Below are 22,677 nucleotides of genomic sequence, written 5' to 3'. Positions count from 1 at the left end.
ACTATTGTTTATTACCTTTTAGTTGTACCTTTTTGTTCGAAATCAATGTAAGATTTTTATCGGTTGCAACGATTTCAACTTTCTCAGCTGTTTCAATAAACTTCTGCGAAATGCCATAATACTTGTTGTCAACTGTAGTATAAAAATTTTTAGCGGTTTTAGTAATTGCCATAAATAATTTCTTAGATAATTAAAACATATTCGATTTCTCTGCACTATTTACATCTACCGTTTTGGCACTGCTTTCTAAAAGCATACTTTCTTTGGTACTAAAAATGGTAACTTCTTCAGCATGCTGAGTCGATTCTAGAGAACTTCTTATATGTGTTTTTTCTATTATCTCTGTTTTATTATTTGCATTCTCAGTAAAATCTCCCGCAGCAGTTTGATTGATATCTTTTGCCGCAATTTGTATGATATCTTTGTCCGCAGAATTTTCTATGTTTTCACCTGCTGTAATAGTTACATTTTTACCTGCCGAAATAGCAAAATCCTCTCCAGCATTAAGTGTAAAGTTCTTAGGAGCATTTGCACTTATATTTCCTTTCCCATCCATTTCCCAAGTATTCCCACTAGGATCTTCAATTAAAACACTGCCTTCGGCATCATTAAAAACCATTTTAATTCCTGAGCGGGTATGGATAGCTTTTAAATCATTTTGAGCCGATCCGTAACCAGATGCCTCTTTACCATTGTATTGTGTTCCTAATATATATGGATTCTGTGCATTAGCCCCTTCAAAACCGACCAATACTTCTTCTCCTATTTCTGGGATAAAATAAAATCCTTTACCTACACCTGAGTGGGGCTGTATCATACGTATCCATTCGCTTGTGGTAGTACCACCTGCCCAATAAAACTCAACTTTAACTCGTCCTAATGCTTCAGGATCATTATTGTCTTTTACTTTAGCTGGTTGCGTCTCTGCTTTGGCAAAAACATGCACATCAGTATAATCCGGAGCACCTACATCCGAAGGAATTGCTTTGAACTCACATGAATAATTTCCATGTACTTCAGAATGGTGTATTGCTTCTGTAACAATAAGTTCATGCTCTACAGTTTGGTTTACTATTGTAAATACCTGTCCTATTCCTAAAGGCAAGTAAGATATCCCGCTATAATAAACACTATTGGCATCGTTTCCTGCGGTTTGCAATTGAACCATTTCGTCTATTTCTTCTCTGTTTTGAGCATTGGTTGTATAAGCACCAGTACTTAGATCACCTTGAGTGACGGTTCCTTGATTAAATCCTACAATTGAGGAGAAACTATCTTTACTACCTGTACTTGTTTTTAAAGCCGAATTTCGAATATTGTTTGCATTTTTATAGTCATATGCAGCCAACGAAATTTTGTGTGCTGTCATATTAGTCTGTATCTTAAAGCTATGCAATGAAGCTCCGTTGATAAGTTTTATTTTACTAGTTTTAGTTTGTCCGAACTGCATACGCATACCATCAAAATAAAACCATTGTCCATAACGTGTTGCCAATCTTTTCAGAAATTCAAAACTGGTTTCATTATACTGTGCCATATATTTAAATTCCTTAAGATACGTAGACCTTATAGAATCTCGTTGGTAAAACTCTCCTGGTCCTTCACCTAAAATTCCCAGTACAATATCGTCCATTCCTCTTTCTAAATACGTTCTGGATTTTTTCATATCGTCCAAAACAATAGTGTGGCTTATTCCTGTTACATGCAAACCAACTGGGCTACCATGAAGATCTACAGAAGAGAGTTCTGTAATTATTCCTTTACTCATAAGTCGAATTCCAGTAAGACTTTTAAAAGTAAAAATAACTTCATCTCCTAAATAACTCCTTAAAGCTTTTGCCTGATCGGCTGGTTTAATAATTGCTTTACCTGTATATTGCCAGATAAATGAAAAATGATGATGATCGGCCATTTTTTGGGATAGCTTTAAATCATAATAAACAATGTTTTGAGAAAAACTTCCTATAGTAATATGTACTTGTTCTGAGAAATGTGCCATAATAATATGTACTTATTTTTAATAAATTTTTTAAAATTTAATCTAAAGCAATCCAGTTGTTTGAGAATTTAGCATCTCCAAAAGTCAATTCTTTAGCCACTAATTCCATGGTTATTTTCATTGGTACTTCGGTAGTACTTGTAAATTGCTCTTCGTAATTGATACAGAAAGCCTTAACAAACTTAAGTTCTTTCATTTTGCTCAGTGCATCTCTTCTGTAAAAAACAATTTTTCCATCCTTAGTCAAATCACTATTTAACATCCATGACAAAAAATTAGTATTTTGGTTGGCTTCAATAATCATTTTTACCACACCGCCCTTGGCAGCCCCAGTTGGTTTACTTGTGGTATCAATTTCTTGTTTAAAATTAATATTAAATTCAAGAACATTATATTCTTCCCCATCGATTTGTAATTTGGATAAAAAACTCATTTGTCTTTTTTTTAGGATTATTTATTGTTAAAACTTTATTCGGAATATTAAATATATAAAATTAATCTCTCAAAACTATACTATCTAATAGCTTCATACAATACCCACTTTTAGTGATATTTACTTAAAAATGAACTTACAAACTTTAATTTTAAATAAGTAGATCTTGTTATCTTATAACCTCTAATGGTCCTCCGGCTTTAGGACGATATAGATACATATCATACCATACTGCCTTACCTCTTTCTGGATCTTCCCTCATTAATGCTGAGTAATCAATATAATATCTATCTACTTTTACTAAAGCAACCATTTTACCATCACCAAAAAATTGCATTTTATATTGATTGAAAATAAAAGGTTTACTATCATTTACGTTATCTATCCATTCATTTACAATTTTTTGAGGATCATGAACTATTGGAGTACCAAACCATTCATTCTGATAATCAGCTTGCGTTATTTCAAATTGTCTTTTGTAATATTTTCCCGCTATAGCATTCACATCTTTGGCTTTGTAATATCCTATCATTTCTTTGTAAAAAGTCTCTACTTCTTTCAACAGTTCGTCTTTATTTTCTTTGCTTAAATCTATTCCATTTTTCCATCCTTCAATATCTTTTTCATAAGCAACTACAGGAGCATCAAATTCTAAGTTCACTTCATAATAAGGTAGTCTTCCTTTTTGTTTGGGTAATTCATATTTTAATGCTTCTTTAAAGTCTTTTACTTTTTCTTTTCCATACTCGCCGTAATTAATACTTAATTTCAACACCACATTTTCCATATCAATTTCCTTTGCCATATTGTAGTTATTATCTACAACTGGAGTCATCCGGATTGTTAACTTTTGTTTCCCAAACTTCAACAGTGCTTGATTGATTCGGGTCAAACCTGATAAATTACCAGGGTCATATTGTTTATATACTGGTAAATCATTTACTAATGCTTCAAAAGTAAAATTGTTAGCTTTATCTATATTAAGTGTATAACTTGGATTGTAATTATAAGTTTTCACCTTTTTATATATATTTACCACCTTCTTTACGTTTTCCTGATTCATAATCTCCTCTTTTTTTATTTCTTTTTGTGCACATGAAAATAAAAAAACAAAACATAAAAGTGTGCTAAATAGTGTTTTCATAAATTTAGCGAATTACTTCTAAAGGCCCTCCAACTTTAGGACGGTACAAGTACATTATGTAAGTTTGAACATTCCCTTCAGCATCTTCGCGTATTAAGTTTGAAAAATTAAAATAGTATTTATCTGTTCTTACTAAAGCAACCATTTTTCCATTTCCATAAAATCGCATGGCGTAATCCTCAAATACAAAAGGCTTAACATCATTTACATCTTTTATCCATTCTTCTATTAGCATTTGAGAATCTTCAGGCTTATTTCTGTATCCCATTTTATCTAATTCTAATTGCCTTTTGTAATATTTTCCAGCAATAGCATTTACATCCTTGGCATCATAATATCCTATTATTTCTTTGTAGAAATTCTCTACTTCTTTCAACAGTTTATCTTTATCTTCTTTAGTTAAATCTACACCGTTTTTCCATCCTTGTATATCATTTTCATAAGGTAGTACTGGAACATCAAATTCTAAATGTACTTCATAATAAGGCAGTTTTCCTTTTTGCTTGGGTAGTTCATATCTTAGAGCTTCTTTAAAATCTTTTACTTTTTCTTTTCCATATTCTCCATAATTAATACTAAGCTTCAATGCTATATTTTCCATGTCAATCTCCTTTGCCATAATAAAATTATCATCTTTTAAAGGAGTCATTCGGATTGTTAGTTTTTGTTTTCCAGAATGTAGTAACGCTTCATTAATTGGCATAGAACCTGTGAAATTCTTTGAATTATAATTTTTTATCAATTGTTCATCATTTACCAAAGCTTCGAAAGTAAAATTGGAAACCTTTTCAATATGCAGGGTATAACTAGGCTTATAATTGTACTCTTTTACTTCTTTGTAAATATTTGCTACTTTTTTTATGTTTTCCTGATTCATTATGTCTTCTTTTTTTATTTCTTTTTGTGCACAACCTGTAATGCTGCAATTAATTAATAATAGAACAATTATTTTTTTCATGATATTAAATATATTTTATCTGTTTCAAATTTGTAATTCAAAAAGGTAACCTCTCCTTCTATAGATCCTCCTATTTCAAATAAAGGTTTACTATTCTTTAAATTTACACTATCCCCTTTTTTAAACTGGGCTATACCCGTTGCTGAAAACGAAAGTTTAATTCCTTCAAATTCTAATTCTTTCTTGGCGAAAAACCCTTTATTATCAATTCCGTAAAAATCAGTTACACCAATTCCTGCTTCAGCTCCAGCTCCAAATCCTAATTGCAAAATAGCTTCGTATCCAAGTGTTTTATATGTATTCGCAATGTTTATTTTAAATTCCAGAGCTGTTTTAATACTGGTTTTCCCCTTAGCATTAATTTCTTTAAAACCTGCCAGCCTATTATATTGAAAATCTACAGTAGTGTCTATTTGTCCTGATACCGAGAACTCACAAGTTATAGCACTTGAATCGTCTGCTAATATGTATAATAAGGCATCAATAGCTTTTAATACTGCATAAGCAATAGGGTGTCTTCTGCATAAAAGTTCTAAAATATCCCATTTTATGGAGACTCCTAAAAGAGGACCAGCTTTTAGCATTAAATCTATACCCAATCCTTGTCTTCCTGCTAATGCTGGATATTTTTTGGCGTCAATTTGCTCATAATACCAAGAACCTGCAAATGATAATTTAGGATATAATATTTCATATTCTACAGTTTTTCTTTTGAGCTTATCCATCAAGCCATCAATACTTTTTTCTTGCGTTGGAGTATATCCTTTCTGATCATAATCCCCTTCTATAATACCTATGGCTTTTCCAGCTAATAAAATTACTGGTCTTAACTGTTCGTAAATTTGCTTTACGAAATTTTCAGTTAATTCATTTTTTATGTCTCCACCATAATGTTCTTCTTCTAAAGACACAGTCATTCTTTTCATAATCTCAAGCAACTGCTTAAAACTTGTTCCTTTGTCTACTGGTGCGACTTCTGTTGTTTTAGGTTTTAGATCATATTTTTGAGTAAAGTACTTTTCAGCATTATCTAAGGTTTCTTTTCGTCTTAAATTAGCCTCATTAATTTTTTTGCCTTTCTCGGTGGTATCGTTTTCATTAGCTCTAAAATTAGCCTCATCCTTTTCTTTAGCATTATCTTCAAAGGTTTTTAATGGTGCAAAATCCCCTCCTTTTCTATTTAGTTTTTCAATATCTTCCTTCTTTACATTAAAGCCAAATTTTAATGTCCATTTAATGTCGGGATAGATTGCAATATTTATATTTTGCTGAAAAGCACAACTTTTTGCGACTGCAGTAAGAGTATTTATCTTATCTGCGCTTAAATTGGGCAGCCAGAAATACTTCATTGCTTTATAAAAAGTTGTTAGGGCATTAGCGTCCTGTGGGATATCGTAATTATAAAACGCATCAAACTCAATTTGTTTCTGCCTAACGGTTACAATTCCTTTTTCTGAAGCAACACTTTCTTTTTGCGTTGTCTTCGCACCCATCGTCGAAGTTTTATTACTCGATTCGGTTTTTACTAATTCTTTTTCTTCTTTTTTTACCTTATGCTCTGCTTTGGAGCTTGGATCTATTTTTAATTCATAATCTTTTGGAATAGTTAGTATGATTATTTCCTGAGTATTATGTTTTGGTTTTCTTTCGCATTCTAAGGTTTGAAAATCAAAGTCTAAAAGGTATGTTTCTTTCTTCCCTGTAACTATTTCTATTCCAAGATCTTTTATTGCTCTTTGTTCATCTTTTGACGAATCAAAAAGGATTGTAGATCCTGCTTTGTCTTGCTTTTTTAATTCAATTTTATCGTATCTACATGGGCTGAAACTAGCAATATTAGTTTCTACTTTCCCAACAAGAACAGGATTATTGGTAGGTTCTGTAACAGTCTCATGTTTTTCTCCCTTTATTTCTACTTCTAAAAAGCAATTTTCAGGTATTTTTAAAAATTTCCCTGTTTCTTTTGATTTTACTGTAGGGAAAATTTTCAAGGAACTTCCTGCTTTAGCCATCCATTTTGCATCAATTAAAACAGGAATTCTAACTTTCTGAACATGTGATTCTGTTTTACCTTTTACTTTTATACCTCCAGAAATTCCAGTTTTATTTACCTCATTTTCAAGTAATTTATGTACTAACACTTCACATCCAAAGTTATCCTTATTAGAAATTGGCAGTAAATCATTAGGATCTGCAGTGTCTTTATCCCATAATCCAACCTCTAAATCTTGTCCATACATATGAGTTGTATAAATGTTTAAAAGAATTTTAGAGCCAAATTTCACCTTTCCTGTAATTGGTTTACAATCAAGATCTGTCCATGCGATACGTACAATTTGAGGGATACCAGTAGCACGAACATACAATCCGTGTGGTGTTTTTCCAGTAGCGGGATCATTTTTAGTAAAAACTTCAAGCCAGGCAAAGCCACCACCAACCAGAATCTCCGGAAAAGAAATGTCATTTTTATAATCTTTGGGTATCCCAATAGTAAAGTCGCTGTTATGTGCTATTGTTTTACCTTTCATTCCGTTACCTACAACTTCCCAAGACCAGCTTATAGTTTTAAGCTCTTCAAGAATTTTTTCGTTAAAGGCTTTCTTATCTTCAACGTATTGTTTTTCTTTCTCTACTACTTTTTCATGTTCCGCAACGTATCTCTTCCTGTCATCAATGTCAGGCATTTTCAAAACTTCCTCTTGAGTTAATTTTTTAAAAGCACCTGGTTTTTTTGGAGCGTTTTCATGAAGCCCAGCTGTGGGTATAATTTCAACGACAAACACTCCTGCCTTAGACAAGGTTAAGCACCCCATCGCTTTATCAAATTTTTGGTCTTTAGTAAGAGGTAATACTGGAACAAGATGTAGATTTTTACTCATAATTTACTCTTTTAAGCTTTATTTTCAATCATTAAAACGGCATTATCTAAATCTTCAAAGTCCACTGCAGGGAAAATTTCATTTAACACCTCGGGTTTACTATTCTCCACATTTTGTTTAGTCACTTCAGCAGTTTGACCATGATCTGTTATAGTAATACAATCGGGGGCTCCCATTGGGCATGTCCCTTTACTGTCTTCTAGTAATAGTTTTCCTTGATTAGATAAAACTATTTTTTCATAAATACCACTCCATTTGGTAATTTGGGCTAGGCACGGTAAGTAATCACTTCCTGCAGGTTGCTTCTTACACTTACCAAAGGTGTTTTTCTTAAGTGTTTGCCCTATATCTTTATCACTGGCAATTAGCTTTTTCGATCCGTCTTTGTCATTCGCATAATGTTTTGTATGCGTTTTAACCATTAATTTATCAGTTTTAGGCTCTACACTAAATTTACATTGGCAAGTAGCGCCTTGTACTACAATATGTTTTTCACTCATAATAAATAGTGTTATTTTCTTTAATTCTTAATCTGCTTTATTTTAAAATAATTTAAATATGCTCCAAAAACTATTCTTTTCTTTAACCGGCTCATTTTCTTCTTGCCAATATGATGCACGCTTCTGCTTAGATTTCGAATCAGGTCTGAAAGAACTATTTTCAGGTAAATGATAAATTTCTATTTGGGTTGTTTTCTGTATTTTTTCTGTAATTTTTGTTTTGTAAGTTCCTATTATAGAAAATATACTTTTATCTTCTCCATATAATTTATATTGCACTTCCATATCAGAATTTAAAGGCTCTACTTTAAAACCAGCCATATCCGATTTTGGATATTCACATCGATTCAAAACTTCATTTATTGTCCTCTTGTCTGCAGATTTTCCTTTAATATTAATGTAAATCTTATCTGTTGCAGAGTAGTATTCTTCAATCATTTGTTGCACATCATACTTTATGATTTGGTTTCCAAAAACAGGTGATTCCCAAACAGAATTATGTGCTTGATCTAAATCATATTTTATATATAGTGGTTTGAAGTAAAGATGGAAAAACCACATTTTAGAGATTGATTCTGTTAGTAGCTTCTTATTAACTAAAACAGACTCAATTTTTAGAAGTATTTCAGAAATTATATTTCCTTGATAATATTGTGACAACCTTTCTTTTATAGGAAGCCATCTATCTTTAATAGCATTATGATTTATGATATCTAGAATATCGCCTTCTTCGCTAACTTTTACCCGAATCGGAAAAATCGCTTGTGAACAGTTATCTGCTATTTGTTCTATTTTCAAATCAGGGGCTAGATTATCTATATAAACTTGTTCTCTATTTATATCAAAAGAGAAATTACTACTATTATAACTTTGAATACATACTATGTCTACTTTATAATGGATGGTGCTAATTAAATTGTCATCCTCAAAATTTTGTAGCGTAAAGCCATAAACTCTATTTTCATCAAAAGGATTAAATTGTATTGTATTATCATTTTCTAACAATACTTTTTTTAAGTCTGACATATTTTAAATTATCCTAGCTAAATTATTTTGTATTTAATCACACATTGAGTTTATTATTCTTTATAATCTTCAAAACAACATGTCTTTGTTATTTGTTAAATATTCATTGATTACTGCAATATGTTTCCCAATTATTATAAAAATATGTAAGATTTATATTGAATTTAAAGATACATATTTTTCTTACACTACAAAATCAAACAATAAAAAATAATAATTTTTTAATTAACATTATAGATTTTTTAGAGTATTATTATTTGGTATAATCTATAAATAACCCCCTATTTTATTGACTAAAGTGGGTTTCAAAAAGCGCATTTATAAAGCAAAAAAAAGAGTAAAAAAAATTGGATCGTTAAGCAAACTAAATGCTATTTTTTCCATTTATTAAAATAAATATCATTGACAAAACAGTTTTTAAAAATTCTGATAAATTATTAATCTGATAAAAGTGTACCAACTTTTATATAAAGTTTTAGGCTACTTTTTATTTGAATAAGTTTTGAGTGATTATCCTATTTATTTCCTGTAATTCCGTTCAGAAAAACAAAAAGGAAATTAGTGTAAACGAAAAAAGCTCCAGATTTCTCTGAAGCTTTTTTCGTTTTAATAGCGGGAAATATCAAAAAACCTAACCTAATTATTAAAGATTATAATAGGATAATCTATTTGAATTTGAATTTGAATCTTAATTTTATTTCGACAAAAGATTATTAATACTGAGAGAGCTTCCCTCCTCTTTTTTATCGAACTAATTGTATATATGCGCTATAGATATCGTCCTTAAGAGAAGTTCGCATATAATATACGTTTTCTTCTTTATCTTTTAAATTATATTGAATTAAACCCGCATCACAATAATAATAAAACAAGTTGTCATCATCAGGAAATTCAATATTAGAAACAGGTATACTTGTTAATTTTATTTCGAGTAATAATTTACCATCCGTTAAGTCTAGTTTAAAAAGTTTTCCTTTACGAGTATATCCCCAAAGTTCATTATTTTGCTCAGTTATGTATTCGATATTGTCGCCTTTAAAATCAGTTTTCCATATCTGAGTTCCTGTTTTTGAATCAACAGCGTATACAGAAGAAACTGTAGAACCTTGTGCGGCAAAATATACTTTTTTGTCTTGGCAAAATATACGTTCCTTGATATTATATTGATTTTCCTCTAATTTAAATTGCCATAAAACATCTAGCTTATTCGGAGTTAAGGCAAAAAGCACATCTTTTTCATTTGCTATAAATACATTTTCGTCATCTGTTACAGGTTTTCCGGTCATAGCTTCCTCAAAGCTTTTTTGGTTAAGAACTTTTCCTGTATTTGCATCAAAACTATAGACATTCGATGCACTTTGAGTGAAAATTTTATTATCAAAAAAGAGTACTGGAATATCGTTATTTGGAGAATCTAACTTGTAGCTCCATGATAAACTACCATCTTTTATATTAAGAGCGTACAGATTACTACTTTGATCTTGATTTTGACCAGTTATATACAGTTTTCCTCCATTTATAATCGGAGTTTGATCTTTTAGAATAATTTTATCTGTAATGTTACCTAACCTTGATTTCCAAAAAGGATCCCCAGTTTCGTTATCTATTGCAAAAATTTCACCGTTTATAAATGGAACGTATATGACTCCATCATGTATTGTTACTTTATTTGCACACATTTCAGTATTAGCATCTGTAGGTTTTACAGTCCAATTAACATCTTCGGAGTCAAAATCATATGAAAAAATAGTACCGTCGTAATCATAAAGTAAGATTGCTTCTTCATCTAATGTTACTTTTTGAAGCGGACTTATTACCTTATTAGTGACTGCTTCGTTAGGAGGCAACTTATCATTAGAATAATTAGTTTTATCAGGTTTTGAAGTAGTTGTAATTTGCCCAAACATATTTATGACAGTAAATACAAATAAAATAGTTATTAGTTTTTGTTTCATTTTTGTTTCAGATTGTAATGTTTTATTTGGTTTTTGCATTTTATTCTTAAATATATTTAGTGCAAACAAATATAAACGAAAAAAGCTTCAGATTTCTCTGAAGCTTTGTCTTTGTAACCCTAACGAAACAATTCTCTAACCTATTTGTGGATGATATAAAGATATTGAAATGGTTAAGTGATTAATTCAAAATTTTTGTTCCCAAAAAATGATGAGTTAATACTGTTTGCAAAATATTTTTATTGAATTATTAAGTTTTAGAAAAAGAAGTAACCAACAGATAATTGAAATACTCCATTTTTATTTTTGATGGAAGAACCTTCTACATTATTAATATCGGTTAATCCCAAATTATATCTTGCGCCAAAATTAAGTCCGTTGTCAAGTTTATAGCCTAAACCAAAATTAACACCAAAATCGAAAGTATTAAACGAATCTTTTACATCTGTTTTTTCATTTTTAGCTCCAAGTAAAAACCCTATTTGAGGTCCGGCTTCAACACTTAATCCTTTTGTTACATAATATTTTCCCATTAAAGGAATGTTCAGATAACTTAAGGCAACTGTGTTATCATTAAAACTATATCCCTGACCAGAATACATTAATTCAGGTTGAAAAGAGAATTTTTCGGAAATTGGAATTTCTGATACAACACCAAAATTAAATGATGTTACAAGATCGATATCTTTGGTATTATCTCCACTGATATTTGCAAAGTTTAAACCTCCTTTAACACCAAATTTGATTTTTTGAGCATTAACATTTGTAAATCCTAAAACTGTAACAACAGCTAGTAATAAAAATTTTTTCATAAAAATTGATTTGAATTATTTGACTGCAAAATTCAGTTAAGAAAAATCAGAAAAGGTATCAAAAGCTTAAAAATGGATAAATTGGTACTTATTTTGGGGGTATTTTAACATTATTTGTGTTGTGACCAGTTATTTTTTTTAAGCTTTATAAAAAGTCGTTTTGAAGTAAACCCGGATTCTAATTTCTCCGATGGCACGAGTTTCCCCTTCGTGAATGCAAAGTTGTTTCATGGGTAATCTACAATAAAAAAAACTCCAGATTTCTCTGAAGTTTTGTTTTATAACAGGAAATACTAAAATCTATATCCAGCACTTAATCCAAATTTTGCAACAATAGTATGGTCTGTTTTATTTGCATTGAATAATAGGCCACCAAAACCAACATTCACTTCAAAAAGAAATCCGCTTTTACTCACCCATTTCCAGCCTCCGCCGGCACCAAGAGCAAAATCAATAACATCGGGATTTTCGGTATATATTGAATGATCTTCTGAAGCGTATATTTTTTTGCCATCTATTGAAGTCAGCATTCCAAATCCTTCAACAAACCAGCCTGATGCATATTTTTTACCCAAATATCTTCTGTAATACGGAGATATTGAATAGTTTAAATCTTCTTCATTCTTTGTATTGTCAAACACATAATAAAAAGAAAGTCCTAATGACGAATTATGATTTAAATGTCTTTCGTAACCAACCTGAAAAGATTGCCATAAAGGAGCAATTGCATTTAATTTAATTTCATTATTTTTCTGATATGAATCAGTTTCATTTTGAGCATTAGCAGAATAAAAGACAAACAAAATGATTAGTAGTAAAAAGTTCTTTTTCATAAAAAGTGATTTGAATTATTTAAATCCAAAATTCACGTAAGAAAAGTTAGAAAAGGTTTCAAAAACTTAAAAATGAATAAATTGGTACTTATTTACTGGTATTTTTATATTCATTTGGTGTCTGACCAGTAACTTTTTTAAAGGCCTTATAAAAAGTCGTTTTTGAAGTAAACCCAGATTCTAATCCCATCGCTAGCAAATTGTAGTTTTCATATTCAGAATTTGAAATCATTTCCTTGACAGCTTCAACTCGATATTGATTAATGTAATTAGCAAAATTATCCTCTGTTATCGTGTTTATAATTTGTGAAACATATCCTGCGCTTATACCTAGCTTTTCAGCGACTTTTTCTCTGTTTAATGTACTGTCGGTATAAATGTGCTGCTCTTTACAAAGAACTTCAAGTTTTTGAAAATAAAGATTCTCTGCCGTAATAGATTCTCTGCATTCTTCCGGGGTATTATTTTCTTCTGTTGGGCTTTTTTCTATAATTTGGAGACTGGGAGACGAAACAGCTAAATTGGTATTTAAAAAATTATAGATGGCATCTTTGTTTTTGGCAAGCCTATATTTGTAAATGCCGATATAAGCTGTCCAGTGCATTATTAATGTTGCCAATATAGCCACCCCACTCATGGTAGAAGAAATATCTAATTGAAAAAACAGGCCAATCAAATAGGTAGTTAGCCAGACAAATAAGATCAAATACATGATAGTCAATAAGGTAATGACCCATTTTTTCTCTTGAGGATCTTTTAAATGTCTTATCATAAAATAAGAGTAAAGAGGTAGAAACAGGATGGTGATAACGGCCAATAAAATCTGAATCAGCTGAAGTATAGTGATTAGGAACATGTAGGACTCAGGAATTTTATAAATTCCTGCTACATGATCAAGTTGGATTGTAATATTAAGAGTGCTGGCAAAGACAAATGGAATATAACACAAATAAATTTTTTGCCTGTTTTTTACCGCATCATCAATGCGGTTTATAATAAACAAAAATGTGAAAACAGGTAATAGAAATACCCAATCGATAGCATCTATAAAACGTATTAAAGGATAGGATGTGAATACACCTTCAATTTCAAAAACATAATTTAATAAAACAATGGAAAGTGTAAATAGTAAGTATGCCAGATATTTATTTGAATTACTATTGAATATAGAAGACTTTAAAATAATTAAGCCTAAGACTATTCCCTGGAAAATCGCAATATTTAAAAGTGTTGTATAAATCAATTTTTTAATATAAAAGTTGTTTTTATGAGACGAATTTATATTAATACTGATGAATTTTCTTAGGGGATTAAGAAATGATTAACTAAAAGGCACTCTCCGAAGAGTTCTCATGCAAGCCTATGCACATGTTTCCTGACTTCATGCCTGCAATCAGAATCAGACAATATTTTATAAATCTAAACAAACAAAAAAAGCTCCAGATTTCTCTGAAGCTTTGTTTAGTAACGGCAAGTATTGAAATATCTAACCAACTTATGAATGATTTTATAAGATTATTTGTGAATAATTTATATTTCTTTCGTCAGCCTGTCTAATTCTCTTCATAAAGTGGGAAATCTATATTCTCCAGCCATCCTTTCAACTTTTGTAAATGCATCGTTTAAATCAATACCGATTGAAGTAATAAAAAGTTTTTTTTCATAAAAAGTAATTTGAATTATTTCAATCCAAAATTCACATAAGAAAAGGTTTCAAAAACTTAAAAATGGATAAAGTTGGTACTTATTTACTGGTATTTTTATATTCATTTGGTGTCTGACCAGTAACTTTTTTAAAGGCCTTATAAAAAGTCGTTTTTGAAGTAAACCCAGATTCTAATCCCATCGCTAGCAAATTGTAGTTTTCATATTCAGAATTTGAAATCATTTCCTTGACAGCTTCAACCCGATATTGATTAATGTAATTAGCAAAATTATCCTCTGTTATCGTGTTTACAATTTGTGAAACATATCCTGCGCTTATGCCCAGTTTTTCAGCGACTTTTTCTCTGTTTAATGTACTGTCTGTATAAATGTGCTGCTCTTTACAAAGAAGTTCTAGTCTTTGAAAATAAAGGTTATCTGCCGTGATAGATTCCCTATATTCATCTGGTATACTATTTTCTACAATTTGCATATTGCTATACGAAATAGCTAAATCTTCATTTAGAAAATTGTAAACCGCATCTTTGTTTTTGGCTAGTTTGTATTTATAGATACCTATATAAGCTGTCCAGTGAATTATGAATGTTGCAGATAAAGCCAGGATGCTCATAGTAGCAGAAATATCAAATTGAACAAATAAGCTGGTTAGATAGATAATAAGAAAAGCGAGTAACAATGAAGTAACAATTGTTAATAAGATGATTATCCATTTTTTTTCCTCTGAATCTTTTAAATGCCTTATCATAAAATAAGAGTAAAGCGATAGAAATGGGATGAATGTAACGGCTAAAAAAAGATGAATCAGACCAAGTATATTGATTAGATTGATGCCTGACTCAGGAATAGTATAAATTCCTGCAACATGATCAAGATCTTGTGTAATAGTAAGCACAGCGGAATAGGCAAATGGAATAAAACATAAATAAGATTTTTGTTTACTTTTTACAGTATCATCAATCCGGTTTATAATAAACAGGAATATGAAAGAAGGGATTAGAAATACCCACTCGATGTGATCGATAAAGCGTAGAAAAGGATAGGGAGTAAATGCATCTTCAATCTCAAAAACATGATTCAGTAAAATAATTGAGAGTGTAAATAGTAAGTATGCCAGATATTTATTTGAATTACTATTGAATATAGAAGACTTTAAAATAATTAAGCCTAAGACTATTCCCTGGAAAATCGCAATATTTAAAAGTGTTGTATAAATCAATTTTTTAATATAAAAGTTGTTTTTATGAGACGAATTTATATTAATACTGATGAATTTTCTTAGGGGATTAAGAAATGATTAACTAAAATGGCACTCCCAAAGAGTTCTCATGCAAGCCTGTGCTAATGATTCCAGACTTCATGCCTGTAATCTGAATCAGACAATATTTTGTAAATCTAAATAAATCAACAAAGCTCCAGATTTCTCTGAAGATTTGTCATAGTAACGGTAAGTATTGAAATATTTATTGATTTTTTTTGAGGATTATTATAGTATTTTAGCATGCGCATCCTATATGATTTATAATGAAAATTATATATTTGAAATAAAAAGGGTGTAATAATTATCACACATATAAATAAGTTGACAGTAATTTAAAACAGATATTATGACAAAACAGACATTTATAATCTTTCTTGGACTTTTGATGCTAAATTCTTGTAAACAAGACAATTCTGACTATGTTTTTGTGGAGGGTGGAACTTTTGAACAAGGTAAAAACCAATTCATCATTAGCCCAAAAGGAGACACAATAAATGGTTTTACAAGTCCACACCGAATGGTAGAGCTTGATGACTTTTACATAAGTAAATATGAAATAACTGTTAAACAGTTTAGAGAATTTTGTAAAAAAACAGGCAGAAAAATGCCTGAAGCACCTATTGAAAATGCCCACGGAATAAAAGTATATTATAAATGGATAGACGAAAACCCAATGCTTGCAACTTGGGACGAAGCAAATGACTTTGCCAAATGGGCAGGAGGAAGATTACCAACTGAAGCAGAGTGGGAATATGCCGCTAAAGGCGGAAAGAAAACTAAAAACTACAAATATAGTGGTAGTAATAATCCAATCGAGATTGGATGGGTAAAAGAAAACTCAGACAGCATCTTTCATAAAGTTGGTCTACTTAAACCTAATGAACTAGGAATTTATGATATGACTGGAAATGTTGGTGAATGGGTTTTTGATTGGTATAATCCTGAAAAAGATAGTTTAGTAAGTACAAAAAATCCACAAGGACCGGCCGAAGGAGCTTATAAAATTTCGAAAGGAGTTAGTTGGTTTTACGAAACCCAAAGCACTGATGGAAAGCCATTAGAATATGGAATTCATATGCCAGAAGTTAGGTACCAATCTCCAAAAGGCACACGAAATGACGGATTTGGATTTAGAATTGCAAAAAATAAATAAAACTACCGCTAACAGTTATTACAACCGATTTGGACAATAAGCCTTAATGGAAAGTAGGTTTTATATTTGGGATGATTTCTTTTAAGAATAAAAAGAAGGCACTTTATTATGAAATATAAAACTATTGAAAAGATTAAATAAATTCACTAATTATAAAATTATAGCTTAATTTTTTTCTTCTTTTGTTGATATATTCACATTCATTTTATGTATCAAAAACATCAAGTAAAATAAAAATCCCTTTGATAATTTATAATGGAAAAATTATATATTTGAAAATAAATAGCATACAATACTTATCCTTTATGTCTACCCAAATCCGGGTCGCTTTTTGTGGTTCTGTCACACATATAAACAAGTTGGCTGCAATTTTCGGGAACCTTAATAGTAAAAAAAAAAAACAAAATAAACCAAAATAAACCAAAAAAAAGATAATACAACATGAAAAAAAAAATACTCTTACTTCTTACATTATTCATTACAAATTTTAACTATGCTCAAAACATATTACTTGACAGTTTAGTTCAAAAGAATGGTTTCCCTTTCCAAATTGATAAAAATATTTCATTTCAGGGAAAAGGATGGGATGTTTTACTAGATGAAATAAAACAATCTAATTCGGTTTTGTTGGGAGAAAGTCATTTTACAAACGAAATTCCTTATTTCACAAATGCTATTATCAATGAGGTTAAGTTTGATAATTATTTTCTTGAGGTTGATCCTTATTCAGTAGATATAATCGAAACAAATATTAAATCTCTATCTGCCGAACAGCTTAATTCTTTTGTTAAAGAATATAGTACAAACTTTTCTTTTTTGGAGTTAGAACCCGAATTTAATTTGCTTAAGGATTTAGTTAAACGTAATACCAAAATATATGGTGTTGAACAAATTAGCATTTTTGCAGATCAAATGATAATTTCAAATTTAAAAGAAACTTCGAAAAATAAAAAAGTGATTGAGATATATGAGCAAATGCTTCATAATTCCAAACTACTTGTGTCTAAAGAAGGGCATGAAAAATTCTACCTATTATCCGAAGATTGCCTTCAAAAAATAGATTTGTTGTTGAAGTTAAAACTTTCTGATAAAGAGCGAAAACAAATTGAAGCATTAAAGTTAAGTAGAGAGATTTATATTAATAGAAATCATCCCTTAAGGATTCAACTGATGAAAAGTATCTTGCTAAACCAAATGCCCGATTGGAAAAACAAAAAAAATCTTTTCAAATTTGGTGCAGTTCATCTACCAAAAGGGGAAACCATATTAACAAAAACTGATATATATGATATAGGCAGCTTAATTTCTAATATTGAAGAAGCAAGTTGGAAAAAATCGTTACATATAATGCTTGTTGGAAAAGGAGAAGACGAAGAGGATAATACTAGTTTTAAATCTTTTCTAAATGTGTTAAAAGATGATCAATGGTACTGTTTTGATTTAAGACCTTTAAAGAAATCTATTTTACAAAACAAACTAAAAGTAGATGATATATACTTATCGAGAGTTATAAAGGGGTATGATTATCTTATTTATATTCCTAAAGTAACTAAAAGTAAAGAAATCTCGATAAAATAATAGGAAGATATTTTAATAAAAAAAATATGCAAGAAGAAATAACGAAACATTCAGAAAAAATTTATAAAACTGTGAAAAATTCAAAACATACATTGGGAGAGAAAGTGAAGGAAATCATTATAGAAATTTTTATAATCGTTTTTGCTGTAACACTTTCAATATCGTTACACAGTTGGAGCGAACACAGGCATCAACAAGAAGAAGTGACAGTGTTTCTTGAAAATTTAAAGAATGATTTGCAAAATGATGTAAAAAACATCGACATTGAAAAGGAAGCATACAAAAAGTCAAACATAAGCTATGAGAAAATTTTAGCACTAACACCTCACCAACTTGACAGTATTTATAAGTCTAAAAATAAAGTTGATTTTCCAATTTATTCGCATGGACCAAAAATGAATATTGGTAATTATGAAGGTTTTAAATCTAGTGGTAAAATTGGCTATATTGAAGACGAAAAATTAAAACAGAAAATCTTAAATTATTATCAAATATATGTACCGGCAATTAACGAAGTCGATAAATATTATAATGATTTTTTGTTTAAGTGTTTTGATAAAATGATAGAAAATGCGGATAAATCAGAACAAGAGTTATATTCAGACCCAAAATTTAAAAAGACAATTGAATTTCTTGTAAAACTAGGTAAGAATAATATAAGGGTTTACGACAAAAATACAAAACCACTAACAATTGAACTTATTAAAGAAATTGAAAAAGAGTTGAATAAATAAAAAATGGCACACAACCGCCGTTTGACAATGTGGCGGGTTTAGCCTTAATTTGAAGTTGGGCTATTTGGAATGATTAGCAGATATAATGAATGAGTATAATTTAATTTCAAGCCCTCTGTACTAGAGGGACGTTATAGGCAATCTTAAATAAACGAAAATTACTTGATATTTGTTACTTATTGGAATGGATGAGAAGTCGGGAGACTTCTCATCGCAATCATGGCAATAGGAACACTTCGGAGAGCAAGTGGCATTACTATAACGTAAAAATAGAATTAAAGGTAAGTCCTGTAAGATAAATTTAAGGACGAAACAATTTCAAATTATTTAAATTTAATAAATCTAAAACCTGGGGTGAAACTTTCAAATCGGATCGAAACTTTAAAACACCTTTTATGAAATGTCTATGTAATTCTTTTGCATTGCGTATTGAAAATGGAGTATTGAATATAATGGCTTTATAAATTATTGTGTTTGTAGCGTTATCGAAATAATATACACAAATATCAAGACTTACATCTTCACCCTCTGATAAAACTACATCATAATTTTTCGGATTGGGATTTGGGGATAAAGACTTAAAAGTTAGAGATTCAATAACTATTTCATTATTATAATGGTGCAAACCATTTTGATCAACTATTACTTTGGTAATTTTATTTTTTCGGATAGTAATTGTATGCTTTACTATGGCATATATCAAAAAAGATAGCAATAATATAGATAGCACTACAGAATAAAATTTAAATATAACAGATAGTTTTTCAGATTCAATGATAACTACCTCTGAAATAATTATTCCTAAAATTGTACTCACAAAAATAAATGCTCCTAAAACCTTTACTATAAAAGTAATTTTATTTGATTTTAATGATTCAACTTCCGAAAATTCATTATTCTGAAAATCCATTTTTTGTTAGAAGTTAGAAATTAAACATTATAGCTTTTGGAGTAAATTTAAGAAAGATAAATTTATTATTCTATTCATACTTACTCAAATCTAGATTAAGAATATTCCCTACTCTGCTAAACTCTTCATTAATCTTTGCATTCAAGATTAGTTGTTCGTTTTTTATTGGATGATTAAAGATTAACTGATGTGCGTGAAGCATCATTCCTTTCATCTCATAATTCTCCAACCATAATTTATTTTGCTTGTTACAACCATGTGGACGGCTTCCTAAAATGGGATGAAAAATATGTTTGAAATGTTTTCGTAATTGATGCATACGTCCGGTTTCAGGAATCGCTTCTACCAAACAATATCGTGACGTTGGCTTATTATTAAACTCTAACTCAACTTCGGCATTTTGCAAACGGTGAAAGTATGTTATTGCATTTTGTTTAATGTCATCATCATTTATTAAATCATAATCAATCGTTAGTTCTTCGGGTGACCAACCACGTAAAATTGCTAAATATTTTTTTTCGACTTCGCGTGTGGCAAAACGATCATTCATAATTTTCAAAACCTCTTTGTCCAACGCAAATAACAAAACACCAGATGTTTTACGGTCTAACCGGTGAATAGGATAAACGTGTTGCCCTCCTATTTGATTTCTCAACTCCTGAATAGCATAAACTTTTGCATCGCGGGCATAAAATGATTTGTGAACCAATAATCCACTTGGTTTATTAATTGCAATAATATATTCGTCTTGGTAAAGAATTTCTAACATTTGGCAAAAGTAAAAGAGATTTCGATTAAAATCACTTTTATGACTTATTTGTTTCTATGCTTTTCTTTTTTATTCTAAATCGAAAAACACAATAAAAGATTCCATTGCAAGAAGTGCTATTAAAATTGCATCTCTAGCTCTCCGAAGTATACATGTCTCCTGACTTCACACGTACAATCTTTATCAAGTAAATAAAAAAAGATGGTAACAGCGATTTAGCAATATTAGAGTTTTAGGCTTAATTTAAAGTTAATCGTGCCTTTTAAGATTTGTGTTTAACGAAAAAAAAAACTTAATTTAGTCCCAAGCCTGCTGTAGTCCCAGAACATTAGGTATTAACACAACATCGCTAGATCAAAACAAAACTCGACAAAAAACAGAAACTCTACAAAAACAGAAATGAATACAATCGAAAAAATAATTATCGACAATATGACGAAAGGTATTGTCGAAGTAACAAAAAATGACTTAAAAAATCATATCGGAGAAACCGCATATTCTGAATGTGAAATTCAGGAAGGCTATCACGATTATCTCAAAATTCAATTCAAAGGACAGAAGATAGGACTGTTTATATACGATTTCGATTGGGACAAAACTCCTTACTTTAAACTCGAAATTTCAGAACCCATCGATAATCTGTCGAAAGAGAATCTTATTGACAATGTAATTCCTATTCTGAAACAACAAATTTCTGATTTATTTTTTGACAAAGCCAATCAGCCAATGTTTAGGTATTGTATTAAGTTAATTTTGGAATTTGAATATAAAAGCGGTTCATACAAGGAAACATTTTTCATTGAAGATGAAGAACGAAAATTAGAGCTTCAGAAACGGATGAACAATTATATCACAAAAGTTATTTACAATCTCGATAGAAAAGTTAAGGATGCAAGAGAAATAACTGTGTTTTCGGGCAACCTAGTAAATTTTAATTTGATGGGTTTTTCACCAATGAAGCTTATTGAAATAATAGAACACTGTTTAAATCACACTTTCAAAGACATTAAAAACAGAAAATCAAGCGAAGATTTCGAACGAAGTATTTTGCATATGCTCAACAACTGGGTAAAAGACGAATTTAAACCATTGCATTTCGATATTTCTGGAAATTTCTCTGAAAAAAATGCAATCAAAAATGATTTTAAAAAAGAAAATGTAAACGCCGAACAACTTTCACTTTGGGTTTACACTTCCTTTTTGAGGATTAAATTTAAAGATTACGCTTCAGACGCGCTGAAAGATTTAGAAATAGCAAGCAAGGATTTCGGTTCTGAAACTGCAAAAAAATATCTTAATTTCGGCACAGGACTATTTGCCCAAGAAGATATTCATTATAAAAACAAAAATATAGAATGTAAAGCCAATGATGTTTTTTCTACAATTTCCGTTACTATCAAAAACGAAACTTCGGAATGTTACCAAAAGGCTTTAGATTTTATAATCAATCTACTTCAAAAAGGGTTTCCCAACAGTTACTCTATTAAATTTTCTTCAAAATCCGAAAAACAATTTTTACCAATTAAAGGAATTGCAAAATCTTCTACCAACAGATTTTTTACCAATTGTTTGCAATATCCTGAACTACATGATAAAATCGAGCAATATGCATTGGTTGCTATGAAAGAATTCGAGTGGTATAATGACGTAGAAGAAGGCGAAAAAAGTTGTCTACCTGGAAGTTATGCCGTATTTGGGTTGGGATTGACTTCCGAAAAATATTTTCCATTAGTTCATAAATATTTTGAAATATTAGACGATGAACATCAAATGGTTCATAAGTACTTTATTAATAACCTAATTGACAAATATGAAGTTACTAAAAAATCAATCGTTCTGATTTGTGAAGGTATCCTCTCTGCACAGTTTGAAATGACTTATAAAAACCTTGCAACATTGATGAATAAAGAACCAAATTTAGAACTTTTAATTAACGAGTTGGAAAAACTCGAAAGTTATGAAGTTGAAGAGATTATTTATTCGATTTGGGGAAGAGATTATACAAAAACAATCCCAAAACTTGATTCACAATTAAAAGAATTGTTGCTCGAACAACTCAAGAAATAGCTAC

Annotated in this window: 19 protein-coding genes; 4 read left to right on the top strand and 15 right to left on the bottom strand. The window is 30.2% G+C overall.

Features of this window, described 5'->3' with window-relative positions; all coding sequences use genetic code 11:
- Position 1: 1 nt before the first annotated feature.
- The 13 genes from ACJ6WR_RS21825 to ACJ6WR_RS21765 form a co-directional block, all read right to left on the bottom strand.
- Entirely contained in the window at positions 2–172 is a 171-nt protein-coding gene (locus ACJ6WR_RS21825; protein ID WP_165572113.1) for a hypothetical protein, read from the bottom strand.
- Positions 173–190: 18 nt separating this feature from the next.
- Complete coding sequence (locus ACJ6WR_RS21820) at positions 191–1,999, bottom strand: type VI secretion system Vgr family protein (protein ID WP_409416488.1); 1,809 nt, start codon at positions 1,997–1,999, stop codon at positions 191–193.
- A 37-nt stretch (positions 2,000–2,036) separates the two neighbouring features.
- Positions 2,037–2,432 carry a type VI secretion system tube protein TssD gene (gene tssD, locus ACJ6WR_RS21815; RefSeq protein WP_039114330.1) on the bottom strand — a complete coding sequence of 132 codons (396 nt, stop codon included), beginning with the start codon at positions 2,430–2,432 and terminating at the stop codon, positions 2,037–2,039.
- 169 nt (positions 2,433–2,601) lie between these two features.
- On the bottom strand, positions 2,602–3,576 hold the full coding sequence (locus tag ACJ6WR_RS21810) for a hypothetical protein (RefSeq protein ID WP_409416487.1): 975 nt from the start codon (positions 3,574–3,576) through the stop codon (positions 2,602–2,604).
- Positions 3,577–3,580: 4 nt separating this feature from the next.
- A complete protein-coding gene (locus ACJ6WR_RS21805) occupies positions 3,581–4,534 on the bottom strand; it encodes a hypothetical protein (RefSeq protein ID WP_409416486.1) in 954 nt (317 codons plus the stop codon).
- Positions 4,531–7,413, bottom strand: coding sequence for a hypothetical protein (locus ACJ6WR_RS21800; protein ID WP_409416485.1), 2,883 nt, complete (start codon positions 7,411–7,413; stop codon positions 4,531–4,533). The genes ACJ6WR_RS21805 and ACJ6WR_RS21800 overlap by 4 nt, the downstream gene beginning before the upstream one ends.
- Before the next feature lie 11 nt (positions 7,414–7,424).
- The gene (locus ACJ6WR_RS21795) at positions 7,425–7,913 is read right to left on the bottom strand and encodes a DUF4280 domain-containing protein (RefSeq protein WP_039114335.1); all 489 of its coding nucleotides are present in this window, start codon (positions 7,911–7,913) and stop codon (positions 7,425–7,427) included.
- 42 nt (positions 7,914–7,955) lie between these two features.
- On the bottom strand, positions 7,956–8,939 hold the full coding sequence (locus ACJ6WR_RS21790; protein WP_409416484.1) for a hypothetical protein: 984 nt from the start codon (positions 8,937–8,939) through the stop codon (positions 7,956–7,958).
- Between the two features lie 743 nt (positions 8,940–9,682).
- A complete protein-coding gene (locus tag ACJ6WR_RS21785; protein ID WP_409416483.1) occupies positions 9,683–10,894 on the bottom strand; it encodes a PQQ-binding-like beta-propeller repeat protein in 1,212 nt (403 codons plus the stop codon).
- A gap of 257 nt (positions 10,895–11,151) precedes the next feature.
- The gene (locus tag ACJ6WR_RS21780) at positions 11,152–11,706 is read right to left on the bottom strand and encodes a porin family protein (protein ID WP_409416482.1); all 555 of its coding nucleotides are present in this window, start codon (positions 11,704–11,706) and stop codon (positions 11,152–11,154) included.
- A gap of 293 nt (positions 11,707–11,999) precedes the next feature.
- Entirely contained in the window at positions 12,000–12,539 is a 540-nt protein-coding gene (locus ACJ6WR_RS21775) for a DUF3575 domain-containing protein (protein WP_409416481.1), read from the bottom strand.
- 88 nt (positions 12,540–12,627) lie between these two features.
- On the bottom strand, positions 12,628–13,782 hold the full coding sequence (locus tag ACJ6WR_RS21770; protein WP_409416480.1) for a helix-turn-helix domain-containing protein: 1,155 nt from the start codon (positions 13,780–13,782) through the stop codon (positions 12,628–12,630).
- A gap of 501 nt (positions 13,783–14,283) precedes the next feature.
- Complete coding sequence (locus ACJ6WR_RS21765) at positions 14,284–15,420, bottom strand: helix-turn-helix domain-containing protein (RefSeq protein ID WP_409416479.1); 1,137 nt, start codon at positions 15,418–15,420, stop codon at positions 14,284–14,286.
- A 388-nt stretch (positions 15,421–15,808) separates the two neighbouring features.
- Between ACJ6WR_RS21765 and ACJ6WR_RS21760 the strand changes: the two genes are divergently transcribed.
- The 3 genes from ACJ6WR_RS21760 to ACJ6WR_RS21750 all read left to right on the top strand — a co-directional run bounded on the left by ACJ6WR_RS21760 (position 15,809) and on the right by ACJ6WR_RS21750 (position 18,927).
- Positions 15,809–16,615, top strand: coding sequence for a formylglycine-generating enzyme family protein (locus ACJ6WR_RS21760; protein ID WP_409416478.1), 807 nt, complete (start codon positions 15,809–15,811; stop codon positions 16,613–16,615).
- A 441-nt stretch (positions 16,616–17,056) separates the two neighbouring features.
- Entirely contained in the window at positions 17,057–18,193 is a 1,137-nt protein-coding gene (locus tag ACJ6WR_RS21755) for a hypothetical protein (RefSeq protein WP_409416477.1), read from the top strand.
- 26 nt (positions 18,194–18,219) lie between these two features.
- Positions 18,220–18,927 (top strand): DUF6090 family protein, encoded by a 708-nt coding sequence (locus tag ACJ6WR_RS21750; RefSeq protein WP_409416476.1) that lies wholly within the window; start codon positions 18,220–18,222, stop codon positions 18,925–18,927.
- 301 nt (positions 18,928–19,228) lie between these two features.
- On the opposite strand, the gene ACJ6WR_RS21745 is transcribed toward ACJ6WR_RS21750, so the two are convergent.
- A complete protein-coding gene (locus ACJ6WR_RS21745; RefSeq protein WP_409416475.1) occupies positions 19,229–19,837 on the bottom strand; it encodes a hypothetical protein in 609 nt (202 codons plus the stop codon).
- 70 nt (positions 19,838–19,907) lie between these two features.
- Positions 19,908–20,606: a pseudouridine synthase gene (locus tag ACJ6WR_RS21740; RefSeq protein ID WP_409416474.1), complete on the bottom strand. Its 699-nt coding sequence runs from the start codon at positions 20,604–20,606 to the stop codon at positions 19,908–19,910.
- A 399-nt stretch (positions 20,607–21,005) separates the two neighbouring features.
- On the opposite strand from ACJ6WR_RS21740, the gene ACJ6WR_RS21735 reads away from it, so the two are divergent.
- Complete coding sequence (locus ACJ6WR_RS21735; RefSeq protein ID WP_409416473.1) at positions 21,006–22,673, top strand: DUF6138 family protein; 1,668 nt, start codon at positions 21,006–21,008, stop codon at positions 22,671–22,673.
- Positions 22,674–22,677: the final 4 nt, after the last annotated feature.

Source organism: Flavobacterium sp. PS2, from assembly GCF_046250155.1.
Taxonomy (GTDB): Bacteria; Bacteroidota; Bacteroidia; order Flavobacteriales; family Flavobacteriaceae; genus Flavobacterium.
Note: the sequence above shows the minus strand (reverse complement) of the source record. Positions and strands in the feature narration are given on the sequence as shown.

What these genes read in the sequence shown, in the direction of transcription:
- ACJ6WR_RS21785 (WP_409416483.1), bottom strand. Translation starts at nt 10,894, where the DNA reads ATGAAACAAAAACTAATAACTATTTTATTTGTATTTACTGTCATAAAT.
- ACJ6WR_RS21745 (WP_409416475.1), bottom strand. Translation starts at nt 19,837, where the DNA reads ATGGATTTTCAGAATAATGAATTTTCGGAAGTTGAATCATTAAAATCA.
- ACJ6WR_RS21735 (WP_409416473.1), top strand. Translation starts at nt 21,006, where the DNA reads ATGAATACAATCGAAAAAATAATTATCGACAATATGACGAAAGGTATT.
- ACJ6WR_RS21740 (WP_409416474.1), bottom strand. Translation starts at nt 20,606, where the DNA reads ATGTTAGAAATTCTTTACCAAGACGAATATATTATTGCAATTAATAAA.
- ACJ6WR_RS21780 (WP_409416482.1), bottom strand. Translation starts at nt 11,706, where the DNA reads ATGAAAAAATTTTTATTACTAGCTGTTGTTACAGTTTTAGGATTTACA.
- ACJ6WR_RS21820 (WP_409416488.1), bottom strand. Translation starts at nt 1,999, where the DNA reads ATGGCACATTTCTCAGAACAAGTACATATTACTATAGGAAGTTTTTCT.
- ACJ6WR_RS21810 (WP_409416487.1), bottom strand. Translation starts at nt 3,576, where the DNA reads ATGAAAACACTATTTAGCACACTTTTATGTTTTGTTTTTTTATTTTCA.
- ACJ6WR_RS21760 (WP_409416478.1), top strand. Translation starts at nt 15,809, where the DNA reads ATGACAAAACAGACATTTATAATCTTTCTTGGACTTTTGATGCTAAAT.
- ACJ6WR_RS21795 (WP_039114335.1), bottom strand. Translation starts at nt 7,913, where the DNA reads ATGAGTGAAAAACATATTGTAGTACAAGGCGCTACTTGCCAATGTAAA.
- tssD (WP_039114330.1), bottom strand. Translation starts at nt 2,432, where the DNA reads ATGAGTTTTTTATCCAAATTACAAATCGATGGGGAAGAATATAATGTT.
- ACJ6WR_RS21755 (WP_409416477.1), top strand. Translation starts at nt 17,057, where the DNA reads ATGAAAAAAAAAATACTCTTACTTCTTACATTATTCATTACAAATTTT.
- ACJ6WR_RS21800 (WP_409416485.1), bottom strand. Translation starts at nt 7,413, where the DNA reads ATGAGTAAAAATCTACATCTTGTTCCAGTATTACCTCTTACTAAAGAC.
- ACJ6WR_RS21790 (WP_409416484.1), bottom strand. Translation starts at nt 8,939, where the DNA reads ATGTCAGACTTAAAAAAAGTATTGTTAGAAAATGATAATACAATACAA.
- ACJ6WR_RS21825 (WP_165572113.1), bottom strand. Translation starts at nt 172, where the DNA reads ATGGCAATTACTAAAACCGCTAAAAATTTTTATACTACAGTTGACAAC.
- ACJ6WR_RS21805 (WP_409416486.1), bottom strand. Translation starts at nt 4,534, where the DNA reads ATGAAAAAAATAATTGTTCTATTATTAATTAATTGCAGCATTACAGGT.
- ACJ6WR_RS21750 (WP_409416476.1), top strand. Translation starts at nt 18,220, where the DNA reads ATGCAAGAAGAAATAACGAAACATTCAGAAAAAATTTATAAAACTGTG.
- ACJ6WR_RS21775 (WP_409416481.1), bottom strand. Translation starts at nt 12,539, where the DNA reads ATGAAAAAGAACTTTTTACTACTAATCATTTTGTTTGTCTTTTATTCT.